The sequence below is a fragment of the Limnospira indica PCC 8005 genome (assembly GCF_000973065.1).
GTDB classification, from domain to species: domain Bacteria; phylum Cyanobacteriota; class Cyanobacteriia; order Cyanobacteriales; family Microcoleaceae; genus Limnospira; species Limnospira fusiformis.
Genome location: NZ_FO818640.1, coordinates 5,975,243 through 5,991,733, shown reverse-complemented (window position 1 = coordinate 5,991,733; position 16,491 = coordinate 5,975,243). Strand labels below are relative to the sequence as shown.

At 47.6% G+C, this 16,491-nt stretch carries 14 protein-coding genes and 1 riboswitch; of the genes, 7 read left to right on the top strand and 7 right to left on the bottom strand.

Going from position 1 to position 16,491, the window contains the following annotated elements:
• Positions 1-45: 45 nt before the first annotated feature.
• Both XZ46_RS26550 and XZ46_RS26545 read right to left on the bottom strand, forming a co-directional pair.
• The gene (locus tag XZ46_RS26550; protein WP_008056343.1) at positions 46-1,821 is read right to left on the bottom strand and encodes a P-loop domain-containing protein; all 1,776 of its coding nucleotides are present in this window, start codon (positions 1,819-1,821) and stop codon (positions 46-48) included.
• A 270-nt stretch (positions 1,822-2,091) separates the two neighbouring features.
• Complete coding sequence (locus XZ46_RS26545) at positions 2,092-3,306, bottom strand: tetratricopeptide repeat protein (protein WP_008056345.1); 1,215 nt, start codon at positions 3,304-3,306, stop codon at positions 2,092-2,094.
• Positions 3,307-3,481: 175 nt separating this feature from the next.
• On the opposite strand from XZ46_RS26545, the gene XZ46_RS26540 reads away from it, so the two are divergent.
• Both XZ46_RS26540 and XZ46_RS26535 read left to right on the top strand, forming a co-directional pair.
• Positions 3,482-4,093 carry an L-threonylcarbamoyladenylate synthase gene (locus XZ46_RS26540; protein WP_008056347.1) on the top strand — a complete coding sequence of 204 codons (612 nt, stop codon included), beginning with the start codon at positions 3,482-3,484 and terminating at the stop codon, positions 4,091-4,093.
• An 82-nt stretch (positions 4,094-4,175) separates the two neighbouring features.
• Entirely contained in the window at positions 4,176-5,141 is a 966-nt protein-coding gene (locus XZ46_RS26535) for a sensor histidine kinase (RefSeq protein WP_008056348.1), read from the top strand.
• Between the two features lie 71 nt (positions 5,142-5,212).
• Here XZ46_RS26535 and XZ46_RS26530 read toward each other — a convergent pair whose 3' ends face one another.
• Complete coding sequence (locus XZ46_RS26530) at positions 5,213-6,097, bottom strand: 4-hydroxybenzoate solanesyltransferase (protein ID WP_006622556.1); 885 nt, start codon at positions 6,095-6,097, stop codon at positions 5,213-5,215.
• Positions 6,098-6,506: 409 nt separating this feature from the next.
• Between XZ46_RS26530 and XZ46_RS26525 the strand changes: the two genes are divergently transcribed.
• Together XZ46_RS26525 and XZ46_RS26520 are read left to right on the top strand one after the other, a co-directional pair.
• Complete coding sequence (locus XZ46_RS26525; protein ID WP_008056351.1) at positions 6,507-7,619, top strand: tetratricopeptide repeat protein; 1,113 nt, start codon at positions 6,507-6,509, stop codon at positions 7,617-7,619.
• A 163-nt stretch (positions 7,620-7,782) separates the two neighbouring features.
• Positions 7,783-8,409, top strand: coding sequence for a L,D-transpeptidase (locus tag XZ46_RS26520; protein ID WP_006622558.1), 627 nt, complete (start codon positions 7,783-7,785; stop codon positions 8,407-8,409).
• A gap of 114 nt (positions 8,410-8,523) precedes the next feature.
• Here the strand turns inward: XZ46_RS26520 and XZ46_RS26515 are convergent, their stop codons facing one another.
• Complete coding sequence (locus tag XZ46_RS26515) at positions 8,524-8,643, bottom strand: photosystem II protein Y (protein WP_006618995.1); 120 nt, start codon at positions 8,641-8,643, stop codon at positions 8,524-8,526.
• A gap of 315 nt (positions 8,644-8,958) precedes the next feature.
• On the opposite strand from XZ46_RS26515, the gene rbfA reads away from it, so the two are divergent.
• The 3 genes from rbfA to XZ46_RS26500 all read left to right on the top strand — a co-directional run bounded on the left by rbfA (position 8,959) and on the right by XZ46_RS26500 (position 11,627).
• Positions 8,959-9,372, top strand: coding sequence for a 30S ribosome-binding factor RbfA (gene rbfA / locus XZ46_RS26510; protein WP_008056353.1), 414 nt, complete (start codon positions 8,959-8,961; stop codon positions 9,370-9,372).
• A gap of 25 nt (positions 9,373-9,397) precedes the next feature.
• A complete protein-coding gene (locus XZ46_RS26505; protein ID WP_006622560.1) occupies positions 9,398-10,972 on the top strand; it encodes a glycoside hydrolase family 3 N-terminal domain-containing protein in 1,575 nt (524 codons plus the stop codon).
• 430 nt (positions 10,973-11,402) lie between these two features.
• Positions 11,403-11,627 carry a DUF4327 family protein gene (locus XZ46_RS26500; protein ID WP_006618998.1) on the top strand — a complete coding sequence of 75 codons (225 nt, stop codon included), beginning with the start codon at positions 11,403-11,405 and terminating at the stop codon, positions 11,625-11,627.
• Between the two features lie 288 nt (positions 11,628-11,915).
• Here XZ46_RS26500 and thiC read toward each other — a convergent pair whose 3' ends face one another.
• From thiC to XZ46_RS26485, 3 genes are all read right to left on the bottom strand, one after another.
• Positions 11,916-13,301, bottom strand: coding sequence for a phosphomethylpyrimidine synthase (thiC, locus tag XZ46_RS26495; RefSeq protein ID WP_008056369.1), 1,386 nt, complete (start codon positions 13,299-13,301; stop codon positions 11,916-11,918).
• A gap of 9 nt (positions 13,302-13,310) precedes the next feature.
• Positions 13,311-13,407, bottom strand: a riboswitch (TPP riboswitch).
• Positions 13,408-13,539: 132 nt separating this feature from the next.
• Positions 13,540-13,890, bottom strand: coding sequence for an Hsp20/alpha crystallin family protein (locus XZ46_RS26490; RefSeq protein WP_046318952.1), 351 nt, complete (start codon positions 13,888-13,890; stop codon positions 13,540-13,542).
• A 303-nt stretch (positions 13,891-14,193) separates the two neighbouring features.
• On the bottom strand, positions 14,194-16,458 hold the full coding sequence (locus XZ46_RS26485) for a hypothetical protein (protein WP_048895484.1): 2,265 nt from the start codon (positions 16,456-16,458) through the stop codon (positions 14,194-14,196).
• Positions 16,459-16,491 lie beyond the last annotated feature (33 nt).

The following is a 16,491-nucleotide window of genomic DNA, read 5'->3' as shown; positions in this document are numbered from 1 at the left end:
TGCGATCGCTCTAATATGTTGGGTTTCCTGGGTTCACCAAACCTACTAATTCTCATCTGAACCATACAAACCCGCCCATAAATTATCAACGATCGCCTGTTCAATATCCCGCAAAGATATCCCCGCTTTTTGTACCGTCCTTCTCTTAAATAAAAAGTCCTGAAAACTCTTGTGGTAAATACTATAAACCTCATTATCCTCGACAATTCGATGGCGCAAAAACTGCTCCCAGTCCTCCAACACCTCCTGCACCGTTAACGGGTCTTCCTCCGCAAAATCCGCCAACAAATCGCAGGACACAGGTTTACAAGTTTTTGACAACAAATAGATGATTTTCAACTTCGTCCGAGGTAACGGCCTCGTCACCATTCCCATACGCCGCCAATGTTGCTCATAATATTGTTCCAAACCCTTGGGCAAATTTGCCAAGTTCAAATCCGCATATCTCCCCTTCTCAATGTCATCCAGAACATACTTTAAATACATGAAATTGCTTTCGCTATTCTCTGCCAAAAAGTCGATAAATTCCGCCTCTGTCACTCCTTGGGCAGTCAGCCAGCGTTGGATAGGTTCCCGTTGACAGCGATACCGAATAAACCGTCGGATATCTTCTAAATTGGCTTGATAATATTTATCGGACATCATATCAAACTCCTGCTGTGGTGCCGACACTACAAAAGGGAAAAACTCCGGGCGTTTGGTGAGGATAAAATAAACCCCCTTGGGTAAATTTTCGGGCAGATAAAGCACATTTGCCCTCGAATTTTGGGTGCTTAAATCTACTTCATCCAAGGCATCCACCGCAATCACTAAACGGTCAGTTTTTGCCGCCGCTTCGGTTAATAACTTGCTTAAAAAATTGCCATTGCGGGTATTATCAGGATGCAGGGGTAAGTCATAAGCTAACCCATACCTTGTCATCAGTTGCTCGCAAATATTTTTCAGGAAATCTTCGGTGCTGGTGCGGTTTTCTGACAGGATATTAAAATAAGCCAAACATCCCGTTTGCTGCACATATCGCGCTAACAAGGCGCTCTTACCCACGCCGGGGTCGGCTTCTATGATAAAATAACCATTGGCTTGTCTTCGGCAAAATTCCTCAATGGCATTAAAGACGAATTCCCTCCCCAAAAACTCCTGGGTTTTTTCCTCAATAAAAGCGGCAAAATCTGCGGGAACGGCGGCAGTCCCTTTTAAGGTTTTCAGCAATTGATTAAACCGTTCATCTAACCCCTGACAAGAGGCGATAAATGTATCCACACCCTCATCAATTCTCCCCCGAATTTGCTGGAGTTCCTGGTCGATATTCCCCACTTTCCCGCTAATGTCGGTCAGAATATCGTGGGTTAAGGTATTAAAAACTACCTGATTATATTTTATTTCTAAGCGGAAATAATGCACTAATCCGGGTAAATATAAGTTGCGAAATGTGTTCAGCAACACGGGGGGCGCTTCCCTTAGCCACTGGTGTTCGGCTTCTAGCCGCTGCATCAATTTAGTCCGAATTGCCTCCAGTTCACTGCCTTGCCAACTTCCCTCACTGCCTTGGGGCTGTTCCCCTTCAACGATTATTAAGATTTGTTGCCCATCCTGCTTAATCTGGTCAATTCGTGCTATAATTAAGGGTTGATTACGCTTCCATTCCGGTGTTTTCTCACAGCAGCCACAAATATCATTTAGGATGCGCTCATGGGCTGTTAGCAGTGCTTTTTCAATGTCATGATTACGTTCCCCAGCCTTACGCTGCGCCCACTTATGACATTCGGAACCGACGACTCCCAACCCAGCACTAGCAAATAGTGACAACATCTCAACAATCATGGTTTTACACCCCATCCCACACATCGGAGTTATTAATTCACATTGTAGCGGATTTCCCCCACCCAGTCAACGGCACGGCGACTAGATTATTGACAATCCCCCACCCGGGAAAAAGGGGGTTTTTGATGGTATAATTGGGGGTAGGTAAATATCAGTAGGGTGCTTCATAACCGGGATTTATGGGGGGAATATAAACACCATTTCCTCGGACGCACGGCGACTAATTACTGACCATCAATTACTAGGAATAAAGGGGGTTTCCGGGTGTGATTATCGGCGGCGGGAACGACTCCGGGAACGAGACCGACTCCCGGAACTAGACCGACTCCGGGTAACTGTAGAAGGAAGACTTCTATAGTTGGCTTTGACCCGCCTTTGGCGATAAAGAATAATTGTCTCGGGTTCTTCGGGTTCGATTTCTTCTGCTACCATTGAGGATGAGGTGGCTGATTGTTCGGTTTCCACGGGGTCTACTTCCAAGGTGGCGCGGATATCTCGGGCGAGATTAAATGCCAATTGCTTGAGGGCGGGTTCTTGGCTGTGGTTCAATAATTCGGCAGCTTTGGTGAAGTCGGCAGCGGCTTTTTCCAGGTGGTCGAGTTGATAATGAATTAACCCCCTATCTAAGTAGGCATTGGCTCGATTTGGGTCTAGGTCGATCGCTTTATTGTAATCCGTCAAAGCCTCTTCAAACCTCCCTAATTGCAGGTATTCTTCCCCGCGAAAATAGTATGGTTCAGGGCTTGACGAATTCACCCGAATTGCTATAGTATAATTAGAGAGGGCTGATTGGTGGCTGTCCATGGCTGCGTAGGCAAAACCTCGATTTAGGTAAGCCTCCATCAGGGCGGGATTCAGTTCTACAGCCTGGGTTAGAGTGACGATCGCAGCACTATAATCCCCCGCTTGGATTTTCTCCATGCCCCGATTGTTCAATTCTACCGCCTGGTGCGATCGCATGACATATTGGCTCACCACCGCCAGATTGTCCCGATATCCTTTCAGTTTCCCCTGGGCTTCTGCAAAGGTGGAGGAGTGCTGGGGGATGCTTTCCAATTGGGCGATCGTCTGCTGCCATTTGCGTTGCGCCTCTTCCCAAACCGCAGGGGGGTGGGGAGGGTTCTGCACGAGTTGGGAGGCGGACATGGCTCGCGTGATGGCTTCCTGGTAATTTTGGCGGGCTTTTTGTTCGGGTTCCAGCTTTTGTTGAACAACCTGTAACTGGGAACGTAAAAAAGTCAGTTCTTCCAACTCGGACTGTCTGGGAAATTTCGGGGCATTTTCTAGGCGTGCGATCGCCCCTTGTAGGTGGTCATGAGCCGCAGAAAGACTATCGTAACCGGAGAGGGTTTCCACCGCCCCCACGGAGTCTGTCAACAGTCGGGCTTGTGCGATCGCCTCCTGCTGCTGTTGTTTCACCCAGACCCCTGCACCCGCGACGATGGCGATCGCGATCGATACACCCAAAACAGTTCGGTTTGCCATGATATGATACCCCTACTATATGTCAATCCTACCATATCGGTTGTCCAGTAAGTCCCACCCCGAAATTGGGTAGAAAATCGACCGCCATTAATGATGGGGAAATCATGATTAATTGGATATATGATGGATTTGGTGCGTCAGTGACCCGACGAATCTTACCCAACTATCATCAATAATGGCTAAAGTCTCCCAAGAAGAACTAATTAAAGCAGCGATCGCAGGGGTTGCCGTGATCACCTTTCCCACAGACACAGTACCCGCCTTAGCAGCCCGTCCAGACAAGGCTGAAGCCATTTTTCAGACCAAACAACGCCCCCCCGATAAACCATTAATTTTGATGGGGGCTACAGCCGAAAGTCTATGGCAGTTTGTAGATAGCCTAGCCTGGGAATTAGAATGCTGGCAGCAAATCGCCCGTCAGTATTGGCCAGGAGCCTTAACCCTAGTGTTACCAGCATCTTCAGCAGTTCCCCCAGCCGTTAATCCCACCGATCCAACCACCATTGGTTTACGGGTTCCTAAGTGTGAAATTGCCCTAGAAATCCTCAAACGTACTGGGCCACTGGCTACCACTAGCGCTAATCTTTCGGGACAACCACCCCTATTAACCACGGCTGATATAGATAGGCAGTTTCCAGAAGTTCTGACCTTAAAGGACGCTCCCCCAGAGTCAGGGTCTGCCATTCCCTCAACAGTAGTGCGGTGGACAAAAAACGGAGATTGGGAAATACTGAGGAGGGGTGGGGTAGAGTTGATCAGCCCCTTGCCCAAATCCAGATTTAAATAGCATATATCAACCAGCCAGAGTATGTCACAATTCAAGGGGGAGTGCTGTTGTTAGACTGATCTCAACTAATCGTGACAAACTCATGGGCTGGAATGAATTTATCTATTTGGGTGCAGGGCTGGGACTGGGTTGGTGGCTAGGTCAGCGCCAACTTTCCGGGGGGGGAATGAAACTCATGACCCCAAAACCGCCTTTGGCGAAAACTTCCCGATCGCCATTACCAGAGTCGGGGACCGGAGAATTGGATGCTATTAGCGATCCACAGGTGGCAGCCTTAGCCGAAAAATTGCAGCAGACGCAATTGGCTTATCATTTAGCCGTAGAAATGGCTCAGTTTAAGGCGGGTTTTTTAGCCCGTACCTCCCACGAGTTGCGATCGCCCCTAAATAGCATCATCGGCTTTTTACAGTTAATCCTTGCCGACCTATGCGAAAATCCAGAAGAGGAAAGGGATTTTATCCAACAAGCCCATGATGCCACCCTGCGGATGATAGCGTTAATGGATGAGGTGATTATGGTGGCTAAAACCGAATATGGTAGCCAACAGATGAACCTGCAACCCCTGAAACTGGCTGAAATGTTGGCGGAGGTGGAACAACTCACCCACTTACAAGCGGCTAACCGCAGCATCCGCCTATCAATTATTCCCCCCGATCCGCAGGTATATGTAATTGGCGATCGCCCTCGCCTCAAGCAAGTTTTACTCAGTCTGGTCGATGGTGCGATCGCTGGGATGGAGTCTGGGAAGGTCCAAGTTTCCACCCACGTCGCCTCAGAGTCTGGCTATGTTCACATTTGGATTGATGACCAACGCCCCATCAGCGCCTGGAGTGAGTCCTGGGATTTACTCGAGTCTACCCTAAAATCCCCAGCCAGCAACAGCACCAACATTGACCCAACTGATATAGCCCTTTCGCCGGGGATGCGTCTATTAATGAATCAGACCCTATTGGGGTTGATGAATGGGCGCTTAGACGTGGTAGCAGTGCCGCCAGATTCAGAAAACAGAAATTTCACCCGCACTCAATGTTCCCTTCCCCTGGGCTGATTTTTAGCAATTACAGCTTAATGCGATCGCGATCGTTGGCGGGGGGGATGGGCTATCGGTGATTGAGGGACTCAACTGAGAAGAGTGCCGCCAATCATACCAGCCAGCAAAATCCAACCGATGATCACATTATCACGGAACATTTTGCCGTAAATCTCCCGAGAAATCTCTGGGTTTCGCAGTTGCCAATACTGACGCGCCCATAGAATCACCACTATAGCTAAAGCCAGCCAAGAAACAGGGTGCAGGTGCATTTGTAAGTCTACCCCCAACATCAAAGCCGCTGTACCCAGGAAAAATAAACCCACCGCATTCGGTGCAAAGTCCCCAAAAAATAGGGCGCTGGAGTTGATGCCCAATCGGCGATCGTCTTCGCGATCGCTCATAGCATAAACCGTATCAAACCCCAAGGTCCATAATACCGTCGCCCCCCATAGTAAACCCGTAGAGGCTTCTAGGCTACCATTGGCAGCACTCCAGCTAATTAAAACCGCAAATCCCCAGGCGATCGACAAAACCAATTGAGGGACTGGAAACACCCGTTTAGCTAAGGGATAGCAGATAATCACCGGAACCGCCGCCACAGACAACCAGAAACTGAGGGGATTAAGATATAGCGCCAACCCGAAAGCACAAGCAAACGCCACCAACCCCACCACAACACCAGTTTTAATCGTGAGGGCGCGACTCGCCAAGGGACGGTTACGGGTTCTTTCCACTTCCGGGTCAATGTTTCTATCCCATAAATCATTGACCACACAGCCAGCCGCACTGGTGGCTAGGCTACCAAAGACAATCACCAAAATCAGAGTTAAAGGCGGGGTTCCCCCTGTCGCTAAAAATATCGCCCATAGGGCTGGAATCATTAAGATTAACCGTCCGGCTGGCTTATCCCACCGCAGCAGACGGACAACACTGATCCAGGTAGGTTGTGGTTGATTCGCTTCTGTCACCATTATTATTTAAACCGCTCCAAAGCCAATTTTAATTAACATCGGGTAAATATTCCCTATCAAATATAATTGAAGCCTTGAAGGTTGTCTCCGCGTTGCTACAGTTGGGAGTATTGACCCGGAACTTGATGCGATCGCCTTTTGAGATATGTTGAGTATTTGTTCCGGATTTCTCCATGTTCCAGTGCTTTATTTGTTCAGCCGGCTTGCTCACTGACTGTCCTCGTTTTCCGCCCTTTAGCTGACTTCATTCTGGCGGGGTGCGCGACTATGGGTGAGCTAATTAAGAATTATTCTTGCATATTGGGCTACTGATGGTATAAAAAAGAAGACTCCCTCTCGTTTTTTCCCGAACTGGGGGTAAAGTGGGGTCGGTCCAATCGCTTATTCATACTCACACTGATAATAAACCGTGTTCAAGACAACTAAACTACTGGTTAGCAATGTTTTACTGGCGATCGCTGCCACTGTGTTTGTAGTTCCTGCCGTGGCACAACCTCCCCAGATTTTAGCTCAAGCCACCTCTCAGGCGAACATCAATGAACTTAATGACCTGCTCCAAAAGGGGCGAGATCTCGTTAATAGTGGCAATATGGATGAAGCCCTCAATGTTTACCTTCAAGCCGTCCAGCTAGACAACAGTGATGCTAAAATCTATTCGGCTCTCGCCTATGTACAGGCCTTGCGGGGAGACTTTGAGGCGGCTGCTAAATTTTATCGGGACGCTATTACCCTCGATCCTCAAAATGCAGATTTTTACTACGGTTTGGGTTATACCCTAGCCCGGTTGCAAGACTACCCAGCAGCAGCACAAGCCTATCGGCGCGCTACCCAATTACAGAGAGATAACATTAATGCTCACCTGGGGTTAGCAGCCAGTTTATTTAGACAGCAAGACTATAGGGGAGCCATTGAAGCCTATCAAACCGCCTTGGCTTTGGAACCTAATAGCTGGGAAGCTAACGCATCTATGGGAATGGCTTGGTTAAGACAAGGAAATGCTTCCCAATCTCTACAATTTCTACAACAGGCGATGGAGTTGGATCCTAATCAGCCTAATATTTATCTGAAACTGGGTATAGCTTATTTGGAACAAGGCGATCGCACCGCCGCCCTCGATGCTTTTCAAGAGGCGGCGCGACTGTCTCCTTTTAATGGTGAAATTCAGTTCCAAATTGGGGAAATATTCCGCCTTCAAGAGAATTTTGAGGGTGCGATGCAAGCCTATCAACAAGCCTTAGCTATGGAACCGGATCTAGTGGCAGCTAATATGGCGATCGGTGAAATTCAGCTAAGATTAAGAGACTATATTGGTGCGATCGTCAGTTTCCGACGCGCCGCCGATCGCTTTGCTGACCAACCATCAGTTCACTATTATTTAGGTCTAGCCCTGAAAGAACGCGGAGGTCGAGAACCCCAGGCGATCGCCTCCTTTAGAAAAGCCCGCGAACTCTATGAGAAACAAGGCGATCGTGAAGGTGTCAGACAAGCCGAAGCCGCCTTGAGAGAACTCGAAGCTAATTAACTGGAATTCCCAACCCAGGTAGGAGCCTAAGCGTCCCTACCTGTTGTATATGGTTGACTAATTCTGAGCTAATTAGTTATGATCATCCCATGGGATCGGAACCGAACAATGATTGCCACGGTCAAATGTAATAATTAGTTTTAGTTTTTGGTGAGGAAGCATCATGGGTAAACTGAATAATCTTCAACAGCTATCCGAAAAAGTAGCACTAGCCAGCCTAGGAATTGGGATGTTGCTAGTGGGAGGACAACAGCCTTTAATGGCATCAAGTCCAACTGCTGAACCAACCCTTTCTGCTAGTGGTTCAGCACCGCGTATTTATCCTTACCAAAGTCTTTTGAATCCTGATGTACCTCCCCTCGATGACCCTTCCAAATTTTTACCCCTCGGAGAACAACAAGCACAACTAAAATTAGTTCTCCGTTTGGGAGAACGTCGGGTTTATGTATATCGAGGTGAGAGTCAAATAGCAAGCTATCCCGTAGCCGTAGGAAAACCCGGTTGGGAGACTCCCACCGGAACTTTCCAAGTTACTGAAAAAGTCGAAAATCCTCAGTGGCAAAATCCCTGGACAGGAGAAGTGCGCCCCGCCGGACCAAATAGCGCCCTAGGTTTGCGCTGGATTGGATTTTGGCATGATGGCAAGGATGCGATAGGATTTCATGGAACCCCGACAGTCAACTCCATTGGACAGGCGGCTTCTCATGGTTGCGTTCGGATGCGGAATGAGGATATAGTGGCGCTATTTGAAAAGGTGGAAATGGGGACTGTGGTTATGGTGCTTCCCTAGGCTAGTTTCGGGATCTTCCCTAGTTCCGGCAGCGGGTTGCTACTCCAAACGGAAACCGACCGCCCCCCAGGGGGAAGTCGGTAAGAGTTAGGATCAACAATGGAACTGTGGGATTTATTTTTTCATAAAGGCTTGGGCTTGACTGATCGCCGCACTACCGATTTTAAACAAAGCCCAGCCGCCAGCAACGATCAACGGTAACAAAACCACAACAATCCGAAGATCCAAATCCATTTGCTCTCCTCCTGAATTTTTAAAGAAATCTTTATATTCCTATTTGTACCGCATTTTTGCCAATGCCTCAAGGGGTTAGCCAGTAATTATCATTTTAGTCAAAACCTGTTCCAGTCCACAAAGCCCTGTTTGACATCCTCAGATCTCAAACGATCGCCTTCTCCGTCGCAATTGATAGAACTGATGTAAACTTAGATTTAGGCATAATTTCAGAATCAGACCACCAGGAGTTGATCCCAGAGGAGACTAATGCCTCGAAAATTGCCTGATTCTGTCGATGTGCATAATTGATCTATGCTTGAGGGGGTAATGGTCATGGCTACAGATCGTCGCGTTTCCCGCGTGGCTTCACTGATTAAACGGGAGGTTAGCCAAGTATTGCTCTACGACATCAAAGACGATCGCGTGGGAATTGGAATGGTCAGTATTACCGAAGTTGAAGTGTCCGGGGATTTGCAACACGCTAAAATTTTTGTGAGTATCTATGGGACAGAAGAAGCGCGCCGCTCAACTATGGAAGGGCTGCGATCGGCAACTGGCTATATTCGTTCCCATTTAGGAAAGCATATCCGTTTACGACGTACTCCAGAAGTGGTGTTTCTCGAAGATCGTTCCCTTGAACGTGGGGATAAAATTATTGAGCTGTTAAATCAGATTTCTCACGAACACAAAAACTCAGATACAGCCGGGGATACCACTCAGGAAGATGACCCGGAAGCACAACAGTAACTCACGCAAAGGTAATTCATAATCAATGAGTGTACTCTCGTCCCAGGTGGCTCAAATGGTGGTCGTGCGTGCTAGTGGTCATCTGTTTGACCACCAAATTCGCTATCCGGCTTGGGAACCGGGACGCGATCGCCTCCAATACTGGTTACAGGAATTAGGGGTCGGTGGAGTCATTTTTGTTGATGGTAGCGCGGCGGAAATGGCTGCTAGAACTAAATTGCTTCAGTCCTGGGCGAAAGTCCCCCTATTTTTGGCTGCGGATATTGAGGAGGGAGTAGGACAGCGTTTTGCTGGGGCGACTTGGTTTCCACCACCAATGGCTTTGGGGTCGATCGCTAATCATAACCTAAGTCTGGCTGAGGATTATGCGGAAAAAATGGGGGCTATTACCGCCTCGGAGGCTCTGGCTATAGGCTTAAATTGGGTTCTGGGTCCGGTGGTGGATGTTAATAACAATCCTGATAATCCCGTGATTAATGTGCGCTCTTTTGGGGATAATCCAGAAACCGTTAGTAATTTAGCCAGCGCCTTTATCCGGGGTTGTCAAAAATACCCCGTCCTAACTACGGCGAAGCATTTTCCCGGTCATGGAGATACAGCCGTAGATTCCCATATTGAGTTACCAATGTTACCTCATTCGGCGGAGAGGTTGGCAAGGGTTGAGTTACCCCCCTTTCAAAGGGCGATCGCTGCTGGGGTTGATAGTGTCATGAGCGCTCACTTATTGATTCCGGCTTGGGATAGGGAACTACCTGCTACCTTATCCCCGAAAATTTTGACCGAAAAATTGCGACAGGAATTGTGCTTTGACGGGTTGATTGTTACTGATGCTTTGGTCATGGGGGCGATCGCCCGTGGTTACAGTTTAGCGAGTAGCTCCGTATTGGCAGTAAAGGCCGGGGCTGATATCCTATTAATGCCTGAAGATCCCGAAGTCACTATTCGCGCCATAGTACAAGCCGTCGAAAATGGTGAGATTTCCCCAGAAAGGATAGCTGCTTCTTGCGATCGCATCAATAAAGCCAAGGAGAAAATTTCTACCCGTCAGGTTTCTGACCTAAATTTGGATTCTTTATCGACTCCAATCGCTGTTGAAACTGTAAGTTTGATTTTGCAACAGTCCCAGGTTAGCCCCCGGTTAGACCTTCAGCCCCCCATAGCGCCACCAAACAATCTACAACCAGCCGAGTGGCGGAATTTGGTGATTGTCGATGATTTGCTTTCCTGTCGGTTTCTGGGACATCATACCCCGGCGATCGCTTATCCCGCCAAATTGGGCTGGAAATTACAACTTATCGATCGCAATAGTGGGACCAACCCAGCCGCCGAAACCGGATTTTCCCCCACTTTGCTACAGTTATTTATTCGCGGTAATCCTTTTGGCTGGACTGCTGGATTAACTGAAATAGCCAGGGTTTGGTTTAAAAAATTGTTAAAAACTGGGGAACTCAAGGCACTGGCGATTTATGGTAGTCCGTATACTCTCCAAGAGTTTTTGCCCGAAATTCCCGATGATGTGCCATTCGTGTTTTCATACGGCCAAATTCCCCCAGCCCAGGCGATCGCCTTAGAAAGTCTCTTCCCGTGCGTCAAAGCATAAAGCGTATCCTTTCCCCAATGGTTGATCCCGTGCGTGTGCACCCCACGCACATAATGAAAAATCTGTGCCATACTAAAACCGGGAAAACTAAATCAATGGTTTTTCCCGATTCCATAGACTCTTGTTTATAGAATGTGTAGTTTTGGACTAATGGGCGCACTGGCTATCCTGTGGGTTATGGCTTCCGTAACCCACTAACCAGTATCATCTCCTAGGTCAGACAACTTGCTGATTTAATCAAGTCCACCGTCAAAACTGCCCAGAGTCCCCCAAATCCGGGAGATTAGTCGTTTTGATTATATTTATCAAAGTTTCCAGGTAAATTGTATTCACTTATACTGAAAAAAAACCCTTCCCTAAATCTCGATTTTGGATTATATTGATACCAATGCCAAAAATAATCAGGCAAGCAACCCCATGAGGGCGAAATATGACTTACACCACCGTTCAATACTCACTTGACGTCATTAAAGACGAAGTACGCAATCTCCTACATAAAGGTATGATCAGCCGTCAGCAGCCGATCTATACATTGTGCCAGTACATTCCAGCTAGGGAGTGGGCTTGCATCGAGTACGAACTGGAGGCGTTTAACTTCCTCCTGCGTGACCGCATAGGCGATCTGGTTGGCTGTGAAAAGTGGGACAACGACTAAGGTTTAACTAGCCTTCGGGTACAATGTTAGAAATTTACGTCACAGTCCGACCAGGGACTGAAAGTTTCGGCTCCCAGCCCTACCCTATTAGGGCGACTTTAAATAAAAGATATAACCAGTGGGTGGTTTGACCGAAATTCCAAACCGCCCAGTTAGCAAGCGATTTTAAGATCCAATCCGGTTCAGGATAAATAAACCCAGACCGCCAATATAATCCCAAGGCGGAACAGGTTGGTTTACCCTAACCCGTAGCAGAGACAAGTCATGGCTTGTCTCTGCTATCATTGACTAGCGGGCTACAGCAGTTTTCTTAGCGTCTTCTGAGGCTAGGAATTTCTCCAACTCTGTTAATGCTTCCGCGTCTACCTTAGTTTGCATGGGGCAGAATTTCGGACCGCACATAGAGCAAAACTCAGCAGTTTTGTAGATGTCCGCCGGGAGAGTTTCGTCGTGATACTCGCGGGCGCGTTCAGGGTCTAGGGATAATTCAAACTGCTTGTTCCAGTCGAAATTATAACGGGCTGCGGACAATTCATCATCGCGATCGCGCGCCCCTGGACGATGGCGGGCGATATCTGCTGCATGAGCGGCAATTTTATAGGCAATCAAGCCATTACGGACATCCTCAGCATCAGGGAGTCCTAAATGTTCTTTAGGTGTCACATAACAGAGCATAGCAGTTCCATACCATCCCGCCATAGCCGCACCAATAGCAGACGTAATATGGTCATAACCGGGCGCAATATCTGTCACCAAAGGACCCAACACATAGAAAGGCGCTTCGGAACACTCTTCCATTTGTTTTTTAACGTTAAACTCAATTTGATCCATTGGCACATGACCAGGACCTTCTACCATCACCTGCACATCATGTTCCCAGGCGCGGCGAGTTAACTGTCCCAAGGTTTTCAATTCAGCCAGTTGTGCTTCGTCTGATGCGTCATGGGTACAACCGGGACGCAAGGAATCCCCCAAACTAAAAGAGACATCATATTTTTTGAAGATTTCGATAATGTCATCAAAATGAGTATAGAGGGGATTTTGCTTATGGTGATGGAGCATCCACCGGGCAATAATACCACCGCCACGAGACACAATTCCGGTAATCCGGTTACGGACTAAGGGCAAATGTTCAATGAGAATGCCAGCATGGATAGTCATATAATCGACTCCCTGCTGGGCGTGTTTCTCAATGATATGCAGAAAGTCGTCTGCAGTGAGTTTCTCAATGCTACCGTGAACGCTTTCTAAGGCTTGATAAATGGGTACTGTACCAATGGGAACCGGGGAAGCGTTAATGACGGCGGTGCGAATAGCATCGAGGTTTCCTCCACCTGTAGACAGGTCCATAACCGTGTCTGCGCCATATTTAACGGCTAATTTCAGCTTGTCTACTTCTTCTTCGAGGCTGGAAGAGTTGGGGGATGCGCCGATATTGGCGTTGACTTTACATTTAGAGGCAATGCCAATACACATTGGCTCTAGGTTGGTATGATTGATATTAGCGGGAATAATCATCCGACCCCGTGCAACTTCCTCGCGAATTAAATCAGGGCTTAGATTTTCGCGGGTGGCGACGTAGTGCATTTCCTCGGTGATGATTCCCTGGCGGGCATAGTGCATTTGAGATACATTAGCCTGTCCACGTCGGTTGGCAACCCATTGAGATCGCATAAGTATTTCCTCTGTTAGTTACAGCTTCCCTACGCCGGTACTAGCCGGACTCAGGTTCCAAGGGTGTCTCTCAGCCTGGACTTCGCAGGCACCCCTAGCTTGATGAATGTTTAGTTGATGATGTTAGCACTTATGTTGAGATTTGATCTAGGGTCTGTTAACAATTATTTATGTATTTTTCTGTAGAGTGCATCAGATTTGGCTATGGTCTGACGCACTCTAGGGGACTTCTGAAGGACTAGAGGATTTTGGTTAGGGTAAGGTTGAGAATGCCATTATTGTAGTCTACTTGAACGCGATCGCGACAGACGCTTTGAGGGAGAGCGATCAGTTGACGAAAGGGAACTTGGGAATTATTAAGGGTTCCCGAAATGATGGCAGCTTCTCCGGTGATGAGAATGTCTAAATCATCTTCACATAAATCGGGAATGGTCATGTTGATCATCAGGTGATAGGGGCTGTCTTTAATGGCGATGATGGGTTGGAAATTACTGCCGCCATTGATGAGTTCATCTTCGCCATAAACTTGTTCGATGTTACGGCTAATTTCGGCAGATTTTTTAAATGTGTGTGAGAAGTCGATGACCATGGTTACAATTCCTAAAACGCGGTTTTATCTTCAGAAAACAGGATTTTTTGAGGTTTAAATACAGGGTTAAAAACCATAATTTCTGCTGCGGAAATTTCGGATTTTTAAAGTTTTTTGTCAACCGGATTTAACTGTTGTTAAACACCAAGTAAATCGGCATCTGGAATAGGGGGCTGTTTCTGCCAAAATCCTGTATCCCCACGAGGCTCTTTGAGAACCTGCCGGGACTCAGTTGGTATGAGAATCAAAATTGATTCGCCTCCCCAAGGCTATGCCGATAATAGATGTTCAGATTAACTGAATTTATGATGAAGATTCATCCATGGGAAGAGTTGGTGCTGATGTAGGACTCACGGTGCGTCCAACGATCGCCTTATGACTTTCCCGTGAAGAAAGCATTTCAACAGCGATCGCTTCTACCTGTATCTCCAAGGTGCCATAGATAATGTCGAGGTCAACCGTTGCTTCAATTTGATCGAAGCCGTTGGGTGAGAACTCGGTAATCCAACGCGGCCCGTCTACAATATTGCGGGACTGCCGATCATATATCCATATTTTGACATATATGCGGGGCAAGTTGTCGGGGATTTGCACGCGAACTTTTAAAGACTTTCCGGCGGTAGGATTAACGGTGAGGATATCTAAAATCGGAACCGGAATTTCTTGGTCTTCGGGTATGACAGATGGTGTTGTGGTGCTACTCCCTCCTCTCAAGGTGCTATAAGGCCTCCCCATCCCTGAAAATGGCCTGCTAGAGGGGGGTTCGGTAGTCAACCCCTTCCCTTGGGGAAATACCGCAGAATCCGCCCTGGTTTGGGGGAAGACAACAGGAGGTTCGAGGGATTCATAATCTACGACAATTTCCTCGGCTTCCAATTCTGTGACCAAGGGGCTGAATTCATAATTAGGTGGTGGGGTCTGATTCTCGTCTGGCACTAATGGTTCTGCTGGTGAGGAAACGGCTGTGTCATCAGAAGCTGAGGAAGATGCTTGTTTCATCCAGTGAGACAGATCTCGATCTTTGGCTAGGGAACTTAATCGACTCAAAAATCGCTCTTCTAAATTCAGATGAGGTAAAGCCTTTTTCGCTGCCGGGGAAGTGGCTGTGGAAGTATTGGTATGGGTCGCATCTGTTGGCTCTGGTGATGAGTCGATAGGGGTTTCTGGTGGGTCTGTATTGAGCAGGTCAGTATTGCTGTCTTCGTTGGGGTCTGTTTGACCGGCACCCTCCTCGGGTGTTTTGGCGACAGAACCCTCGGATGTAGAGGTGGCTAATGGTAGGGTAGGGGATGCTGGCGGTTTTGGGTTGACGAATGGAAGTGCGATCGCCTCTGAATTGGGACTCGAAGGGATGTTAAGGATATTAGACCAGGGGTGGGGTTCTGTCTGTGCTGTTGGATCAGCAGAGATAAAATTGCCAAAGCTGGGCAATTCTAGGGCAGTCTGAGGCTTACCTTGAGCATTTACAGGCTGGCTTTGTGTTTCTTTATTTACTACGGCTAAGGGGGCTGGCTCCGCCGCTGGGAGTGGTATAAATGAATTTTCGACTAGGGGTTCGTTGGGTTGAGCGTCAATTTCTAGCTCCTCTGGTAATGGGTCTAAAAACTGTTCGACCAACATGGTGATATTGAAAGAATTGCGGACGGGGGGATGCTGATCACTGTAAAAAACGACCTCTCCCAAAACTAATCGGGTTTTGCATTCAAAGGGTACATAAATAGCTGCGGAAAATGGCACAGGTAAAACAGACTGTGGTACGGGTTGGCGAACATCATAGAGAATTTCGGAGGCTTGAGGCGATCGCAAACATATCTGTAATTGAGGATTAGAAACTACCATAGAGGTGATAGCTTCCATATAAGGGTCAGAGTCCGGGTCAGATTTAATCCTAATCTGTCCAGATAGTAAAACGGCGCTACCAAACTCGACCACATAGCTATGGCGTTCTAGGATAAGTTCTATGGAAATATCCTCTGCGGTCAAGTCTGCGGTTTCGTTTATGGCGACACTACTGCTTAGTTCCTGTGCGATCGCGGTTTCTTGGTTGGCTTCTGGCTGAGGTTCCCCAGGGTAGAGGTCTGTAAGATTAGAATCACTGGTTTTTTCTGATGGTGTCGTGGGTGTCACCGACTCTAAATCCGTCTGTTGTGGTAGGCTATCTTGAATGGCTGACCCATCCTCCAATATTTCCTCAGAGTCAATCTCAGAGTCAATATCAGTGTTGGCTAGTACCTGTAGTTTCATTGTGGCACGCCAAGTATTTCCTAAAAGTCCGGCTCTTAAATCTGGCGAACAGGAAAACTCCCAAATTCCTGGTTTGAGGCTAGTATAGGGGATTACGACCATTAAACCCTCTGAGTTCATATAACTTTTCAGGGTCTTAATGCGGCGCACTGGGGGGTCTTCGTCTATAGCGTCATAAACAATCCTAATTTCAATTTCCTGATCTTGATGGGACCCACGACAAACAATGCGATACCGACCTTCTAACACCTGAACATCAGGAGACTCCAGGGGTAGCCAAGTGTTATCCCCTTCCCGTTGTAGTAGGAATTCTAGGTTATCCATGATTAGCACCTCTGCCAACATCCTGGGTATCAT

Bases quoted from the DNA above. Each gene is read 5' to 3' on its own strand.
- XZ46_RS26550 (WP_008056343.1), bottom strand. From the start codon at position 1,821: ATGATTGTTGAGATGTTGTCACTATTTGCTAGTGCTGGGTTGGGAGTC.
- XZ46_RS26545 (WP_008056345.1), bottom strand. From the start codon at position 3,306: ATGGCAAACCGAACTGTTTTGGGTGTATCGATCGCGATCGCCATCGTC.
- XZ46_RS26540 (WP_008056347.1), top strand. From the start codon at position 3,482: ATGGCTAAAGTCTCCCAAGAAGAACTAATTAAAGCAGCGATCGCAGGG.
- XZ46_RS26535 (WP_008056348.1), top strand. From the start codon at position 4,176: ATGGGCTGGAATGAATTTATCTATTTGGGTGCAGGGCTGGGACTGGGT.
- XZ46_RS26530 (WP_006622556.1), bottom strand. From the start codon at position 6,097: ATGGTGACAGAAGCGAATCAACCACAACCTACCTGGATCAGTGTTGTC.
- XZ46_RS26520 (WP_006622558.1), top strand. From the start codon at position 7,783: ATGGGTAAACTGAATAATCTTCAACAGCTATCCGAAAAAGTAGCACTA.
- XZ46_RS26515 (WP_006618995.1), bottom strand. From the start codon at position 8,643: ATGGATTTGGATCTTCGGATTGTTGTGGTTTTGTTACCGTTGATCGTT.
- rbfA (WP_008056353.1), top strand. From the start codon at position 8,959: ATGGCTACAGATCGTCGCGTTTCCCGCGTGGCTTCACTGATTAAACGG.
- XZ46_RS26505 (WP_006622560.1), top strand. From the start codon at position 9,398: ATGAGTGTACTCTCGTCCCAGGTGGCTCAAATGGTGGTCGTGCGTGCT.
- XZ46_RS26500 (WP_006618998.1), top strand. From the start codon at position 11,403: ATGACTTACACCACCGTTCAATACTCACTTGACGTCATTAAAGACGAA.
- thiC (WP_008056369.1), bottom strand. From the start codon at position 13,301: ATGCGATCTCAATGGGTTGCCAACCGACGTGGACAGGCTAATGTATCT.
- XZ46_RS26490 (WP_046318952.1), bottom strand. From the start codon at position 13,890: ATGGTCATCGACTTCTCACACACATTTAAAAAATCTGCCGAAATTAGC.
- XZ46_RS26485 (WP_048895484.1), bottom strand. From the start codon at position 16,458: ATGGATAACCTAGAATTCCTACTACAACGGGAAGGGGATAACACTTGG.